This window comes from Mesorhizobium sp. M7A.F.Ca.CA.001.10.2.1 (genome assembly GCF_003998575.1).
Classification (GTDB): Bacteria; Pseudomonadota; Alphaproteobacteria; order Rhizobiales; family Rhizobiaceae; genus Mesorhizobium.
This window is the reverse complement of record NZ_RZQY01000489.1, coordinates 1-4,574: the sequence shown is the minus strand read 5'-3', so window position 1 is coordinate 4,574 and position 4,574 is coordinate 1. Positions and strand designations below refer to the sequence as shown.

General features: G+C 64.8%; 6 protein-coding genes and 1 pseudogene. 4 read left to right on the top strand and 3 right to left on the bottom strand.

What is annotated here, in order from left to right; all coding sequences use genetic code 11:
• Positions 1-174: 174 nt before the first annotated feature.
• Together EN964_RS25475 and EN964_RS25470 are read right to left on the bottom strand one after the other, a co-directional pair.
• A complete protein-coding gene (locus EN964_RS25475; protein WP_127269761.1) occupies positions 175-1,407 on the bottom strand; it encodes an amidohydrolase/deacetylase family metallohydrolase in 1,233 nt (410 codons plus the stop codon).
• Between the two features lie 28 nt (positions 1,408-1,435).
• Entirely contained in the window at positions 1,436-1,801 is a 366-nt protein-coding gene (locus EN964_RS25470; RefSeq protein WP_013528752.1) for a RidA family protein, read from the bottom strand.
• 222 nt (positions 1,802-2,023) lie between these two features.
• Between EN964_RS25470 and EN964_RS25465 the strand changes: the two genes are divergently transcribed.
• Complete coding sequence (locus tag EN964_RS25465) at positions 2,024-2,509, top strand: hypothetical protein (protein WP_127276883.1); 486 nt, start codon at positions 2,024-2,026, stop codon at positions 2,507-2,509.
• Positions 2,510-2,518: 9 nt separating this feature from the next.
• On the opposite strand, the gene EN964_RS25460 is transcribed toward EN964_RS25465, so the two are convergent.
• On the bottom strand, positions 2,519-2,776 hold the full coding sequence (locus tag EN964_RS25460; protein ID WP_127268442.1) for a hypothetical protein: 258 nt from the start codon (positions 2,774-2,776) through the stop codon (positions 2,519-2,521).
• Between EN964_RS25460 and EN964_RS25455 the strand changes: the two genes are divergently transcribed.
• The 3 genes and pseudogenes from EN964_RS25455 to EN964_RS38795 form a co-directional block, all read left to right on the top strand.
• On the top strand, positions 2,775-3,572 hold the full coding sequence (locus EN964_RS25455; protein WP_127268443.1) for a hypothetical protein: 798 nt from the start codon (positions 2,775-2,777) through the stop codon (positions 3,570-3,572). The genes EN964_RS25460 and EN964_RS25455 overlap by 2 nt on opposite strands.
• A 171-nt stretch (positions 3,573-3,743) precedes the next feature.
• On the top strand, positions 3,744-4,421 hold the full coding sequence (locus tag EN964_RS25450) for a winged helix-turn-helix domain-containing protein (RefSeq protein WP_127268444.1): 678 nt from the start codon (positions 3,744-3,746) through the stop codon (positions 4,419-4,421).
• Positions 4,418-4,574, top strand: a pseudogene (locus EN964_RS38795) (two-component sensor histidine kinase); the annotation flags it as partial. The gene EN964_RS25450 and the pseudogene EN964_RS38795, both read left to right, overlap by 4 nt.

Here is a 4,574-nt window from a genome sequence, read left to right as displayed (position 1 = left end):
ACATGTGGAAGCCGACCGCGCAGGAAGCGCTTTGGTTCCACGGCGGCAATCTGGCGCTGTCGCGCTTCTATTCGAAATATGTGGCGCTGCAGATCAAGGCGCGGATGGAGCGCATTGAGACGCCGGTTTATGGGAAGCCGAGCAATTCGGGGCGGTAGCCATCTACCGCAAGAGCTAATCGTGCCGATGCCCAAAATGCCTCGCGGCCACCTCAACATGCGTATGCGACGCCTGCGCCACGAAACGCTCGGTCTCGTTGTGATCAGCCGCCTCGTTCGGCCACCAGGTGCCGCCGATAACGATGCCATCCGACACCAGCCTCTGGTCGGCGACCAATGACGCGCCGACCGCATCGACGAAGGTGAAGCGGCCCGGGCGCTGCCGGAGCACGGCGACATCGCCGACGGTGCCGACCGCCAGCGTGCCCAGGTCAGGCCTGGCGATCGCCTGCGCCGGCGCTTGCGTGGCGGCGCGCAGGACCTCGACCAGCGGCATGCCGAGCGCCAGCAGCTTCGACATGCAGACCAGTATGTCGAAGGCCGGCCCGTCGACGCAGTAGAGATGCACGTCGCTCGAGATCACGTCGGGCGCCAGCCCTTCCTCGAGCATGGCACGGGCAACGGCGAAATCGAACGAGCCCATGCCGTGGCCGATGTCGAAGATGACGCCGCGCTCGCGCGCCAGCCGCATGTCGGGCCGCACCGCGCCGGAAGCAAATACCGGCGCATTGGGAAACGGCCGGAAGCAGTGGGTGAGAATGTCGCCCCTGCGCAGCCGCGGCAGCACTTCCGAGCGGCCGGGCGGCGGCTCGTCTATATGCGCCATCAGCGGCAGGCCGGCCTGGTCGGCGGCCTCCAGCGCCAGATCCACCGGGGCGATGCCGCTGGTGCCGCCGGCATGCTTGCCGGAGCGGACTTTTACGCCGACCACGACATCGCGGTGTTCACGCACCGCCGCGACCACCTCGCGCGGCTCGCACAGCCTGAGGTCGCTGCACTCGCCGACCGACACTGTCTGCGAGAAGCCGAAAATGCCGGCAAAGGAAATGTTGACATAGGCCAGGATGCGGACCTTCGACCGCTCCATGACATGGCGGCGGAAGCCGAGGAAATTGCCGGCGCCGGCACTGCCCGCATCGATGAAGGTGGTGGTGCCGCTCTTGGCGGCCAGCCGGTCGGCATCGACGCCAAGCGACGTGCCGCCCCAATAGACGTGGCTGTGCAGGTCGACCAGGCCCGGCGTGACGATGCAGCCGCCGGCATCGACGATCTGCGCTGCGCTGTCCGCCGGGATATCGGCATCGACTGCGGCAACGCGGCCATTGGCGATGGCGACATCGCGCGGCGCGTCGAGGCCAGCGGCCGGATCGATCAGCCGTCCGCCCTTCAGCAGGAGGTCGAATTGCATTGAGGTCACCTCCGCTTCGTTGCTTTGCCTACAGAGGCCGGTAAGCGACCGCCTCGACCTCGATCTTGATATCGATCATCAGCCGCGATTCGACCGTGGTGCGGGCCGGCGGGTTTTTGGGGAAATGCCGGGCATAGACCGCGTTGAAGGCGCCGAAATCGCGCGCATCTTCCAGCCAGACCGTGGTCTTCACCACATCGTCCATGGTGCAGCCGGCCAGCGCCAGCGCGGCCTTGATATTGGCGAGCACCTGCTCGGTCTGTTCCGATATGCCGCCCTTGACCACGATGCCGTCGCTGCCGACGGGAACCTGGCCCGAGACATAGACGAGATCGCCGGCCCGCACGGCGGGCGACAACGGCACATGCGATGTTCCAAAACACTGTTTCGGCAAGGGACAAGCCTCCTCTGATGACAGGACGGGGTGCCATGGCAGCGCCCGCTTCGATCGACATTTACGCCGATCGGGGCGATCCTCATAGGGGGCCTTGTTGGAAAGCAACATTCTTCGAAATCCGTGTTGCTTTATTACAAGAGCGCTTGCATCGTACGCGCTGACGGGCGGCTTGGAAGCCGCAACGTACAGACGCATTTGCCAGAGCGGAGACACCCAGCGATGACTTACGACAAGAACCCGTTTCCATCAGGCGATGCCGATCGCCACGCGCTCTGGGAAATGCTGGTGCGGCGCGACATCGACGCTTTCATCGGCCAGGACTGGGCCATGGTCGAGGATGATTTCGTAGCCTCGAGCTTCTTCGGCATGCATGCGCATTTCCTGCACAACGCCGACGCCTGGCGGCTGCAGTTTCCAAGGCTCGAAATCTATCGCGACGAATGGCTGCGCCAGGCCAGGGAGACGGCGGCGACCAAATTCGCCGAGCCGCTGCGCGAGGCGCTGTTTCGCGTCACCAACATGCGCGCCATCGATGTCGACGGCGACCGCGCCGTGCTGCACAAGAAATTCGACGGCTCGGTTGCCAAGGCGGACGGCAGCGTCGACCGCTTGAAATGGCAGACGCTGTATTTCTGCAGCAAGGTCGGCGGCAGCTGGAAGATATCAGGCTTCGTCGGCTACATGCCGCATCCGCTCGGTAGCTAGAACCACCGATCACCAGAGCGCAGGATGGGTCGGGCCGAACGTGCGGCCCGGCACCGCGGCCGCCATCAGCGCGCCGTTGAACAGCGATGGCGGATGCAAGGCGCCGCATTCCATCAAACGCATCGCCAGACATTGGCAATGCCTTTTGCGCCCATTCTTACGAATTTGTATGCCGCCGGACAGGCCGGTGTGAACTCGTTTGTTTACGATGCGCGGGGCGGATCGCAACCGCCCCGCCGCAACCATCGACCTCTGGACTTCAGCCATGCTCGCGCCCAACAGGCAACAACCCGCCGCACCGAGCCACAACAGGGTTCCCGACGTCACCCTCGACTTCTGGCTGGTCAAGCTGATGGCGGTCACCACGGGCGAGACCGCGGCGGATTATCTTGCCGACACGATCGGGCTTGGGCTGACCGTCACCTCGCTGATCATGACCGGCATCCTGATCGCGGCCCTTGTCCTGCAGTTTACGCGGAAATGCTATGTGCCGTGGGCTTATTGGCCGGCGGTGGTGCTGATCAGCATCGTCGGCACGCTGGTGACGGACAGCCTCGTCGACAGTTTCGGCGTGCGCCTGCAGACGGCAACCATCGCCTTCTCGGTCGCGCTCGCCGCGACATTCGCGGTCTGGTACGCCAGCGAAAGGACGCTGTCGATCCACACCATCTTCACCACCAGGCGCGAGATCTTCTACTGGCTGGCGATCCTCTTGACCTTCGCGCTCGGCACCGCCGCCGGCGACCTCGTCGCCGAAAGCTTCGACATGGGCTACCTCACGACGGGGCTGCTGTTCGGCGGTGCCATCGCGCTGATAGCGCTCGCCTACTGGCTGCTGCATCTCGACGGCATCCTGGCCTTCTGGCTCGCCTATATCCTGACACGGCCGCTTGGCGCCTCCTTCGGCGACCTGCTGTCGCGATCGGCCAGGCACGGCGGCCTGGGTCTCGGCACCATCTTCACCAGCCTGCTCTTCCTTGGCTGTATCTTTGCGCTTGTCCTGCACATGACCCTGAAGGAGGCAACCGACGAGGCCGATGAACTGTTGCTGGACCTGGACTGAAGCCTTGGCCTCGTCATCCGCGCGCGGAGCAAGGAGCGTAGCGACGCAGCGCGGACCCGACGATGACGAAGTTGGGAGAAGCCGCTCCGAATGCCTGCGCCTTCGTGACATCCTAGGAACAAGCCCGTGCCGGTGATAGCCTCTCCATCTCGGCAACGGACCGGACCTTTCATGCGACTGCTTCTCGTCGAGGACGACCACAGGACGGCCGACTATATCGTCAGGGGACTGACCGAGGCCGGCCATGTCTGCGACCTCCTTCGCAACGGACATGACGCGCTGTTCGCGGCGACCCGGGGCAATTACGACGTGATCGTCGCCGACCGGATGATCCCCGGCCTCGACGGCCTGTCGATGATCAAGGCGGTGCGCGCCGCGGGCGTACGGACGCCCACGATCTTTCTCACCTCCGTCGGCGGCATCGACGATCGCGTCGAGGGGCTGGAGGCCGGCGGCGACGACTATCTGGTCAAGCCCTTCGCCTTTTCCGAACTTCTCGCCCGCATCAACGCGCTTGGCCGGCGGCCGGCGGCGCAGGAGCAGAAAACCGTCCTGCGGGTCGCCGACCTCGAAATGGACCTGATCATGCGGCGGGTCACGAGGCGGGGCCAGCCGATCGACCTGCAGCCGCGGGAATTCAGCCTGCTGGAAGTGCTGATGCGCGGCGAAGGCCGCGTCATCACCCGCACCATGCTTCTGGAGCGCGTCTGGGATTTTCATTTCGATCCCAGGACCAGCGTCGTCGAGACCCATATCAGCCGGCTGCGGGCCAAGGTCGACAAGCCCTTCGAAACCCAGCTCATCCACACCGTCCGCAACACCGGCTACAGCCTGCACGCGCCGTCATGACCGGAACATGGTCCCGCCTGCTGCGCAGCACGCCGTTCCGGCTGGCTCTGACCTTCGCCTTCCTGTTCGTGCTGGCCTTCGTCCTGTCGGGCGCCATCGTCTACCAGATGATGAGCGCCGATCTTGCCGAGCGGCTCGACGACACCATCAAGG

Bases quoted from the DNA above. Each gene is read 5' to 3' on its own strand.
- EN964_RS25450 (WP_127268444.1), top strand. From the start codon at position 3,744: ATGCGACTGCTTCTCGTCGAGGACGACCACAGGACGGCCGACTATATC.
- EN964_RS25475 (WP_127269761.1), bottom strand. From the start codon at position 1,407: ATGCAATTCGACCTCCTGCTGAAGGGCGGACGGCTGATCGATCCGGCC.
- EN964_RS25455 (WP_127268443.1), top strand. From the start codon at position 2,775: ATGCTCGCGCCCAACAGGCAACAACCCGCCGCACCGAGCCACAACAGG.
- EN964_RS25460 (WP_127268442.1), bottom strand. From the start codon at position 2,776: ATGGCTGAAGTCCAGAGGTCGATGGTTGCGGCGGGGCGGTTGCGATCC.
- EN964_RS25465 (WP_127276883.1), top strand. From the start codon at position 2,024: ATGACTTACGACAAGAACCCGTTTCCATCAGGCGATGCCGATCGCCAC.